The 422-nt window shown below is 60.7% G+C and carries 1 protein-coding gene; it reads right to left on the reverse strand.

Features of this window, described 5'->3' with window-relative positions; all coding sequences use genetic code 11:
• Positions 1 to 84: 84 nt before the first annotated feature.
• On the reverse strand, positions 85 to 422 hold a 338-nt coding region (locus AC1D0P_RS30395; RefSeq protein WP_477680132.1), incomplete at its 5' end, for an amidohydrolase family protein.

Consider the following 422-nt stretch of genomic DNA (forward strand, 5'->3'; position numbering starts at 1 on the left):
GATATCCAGACCGAGATACATGATGCCTCAACTTGACGAGAGATGTAGTCAAGTTATGCCGCGCGAGCGGGCATTTCTCAAGTCCTATATGAGCTTGCCGGGACGGTTGCCGGTCTGCGCGCCGTTCTTGATCACTGCACCGCCATTGACCCAGACATGCGAAATGCCTGTAGGAAGTGCGGTGGAATTGGCGAATGTGGCATTGTCGGTGATCGCATCGTCGAACAGCACGAGATCTGCGGCAAGGCCGGGGCGGATGAGGCCACGATCATGCAGTTGGAAACGTTGCGCCGCCACCGAGGTCATGCGCCGCACGGCATCCTCGATGCTGAACCATTTCTTGTCGCGCCGGAGCGGTCCGGCAATGCGCGGAAACGTGCCGAAGGCACGCGGATGCGGCTTCGAGCCCGGGCGCGGCAGGC

The organism is Polaromonas sp. P1_G2, assembly GCF_056405515.1.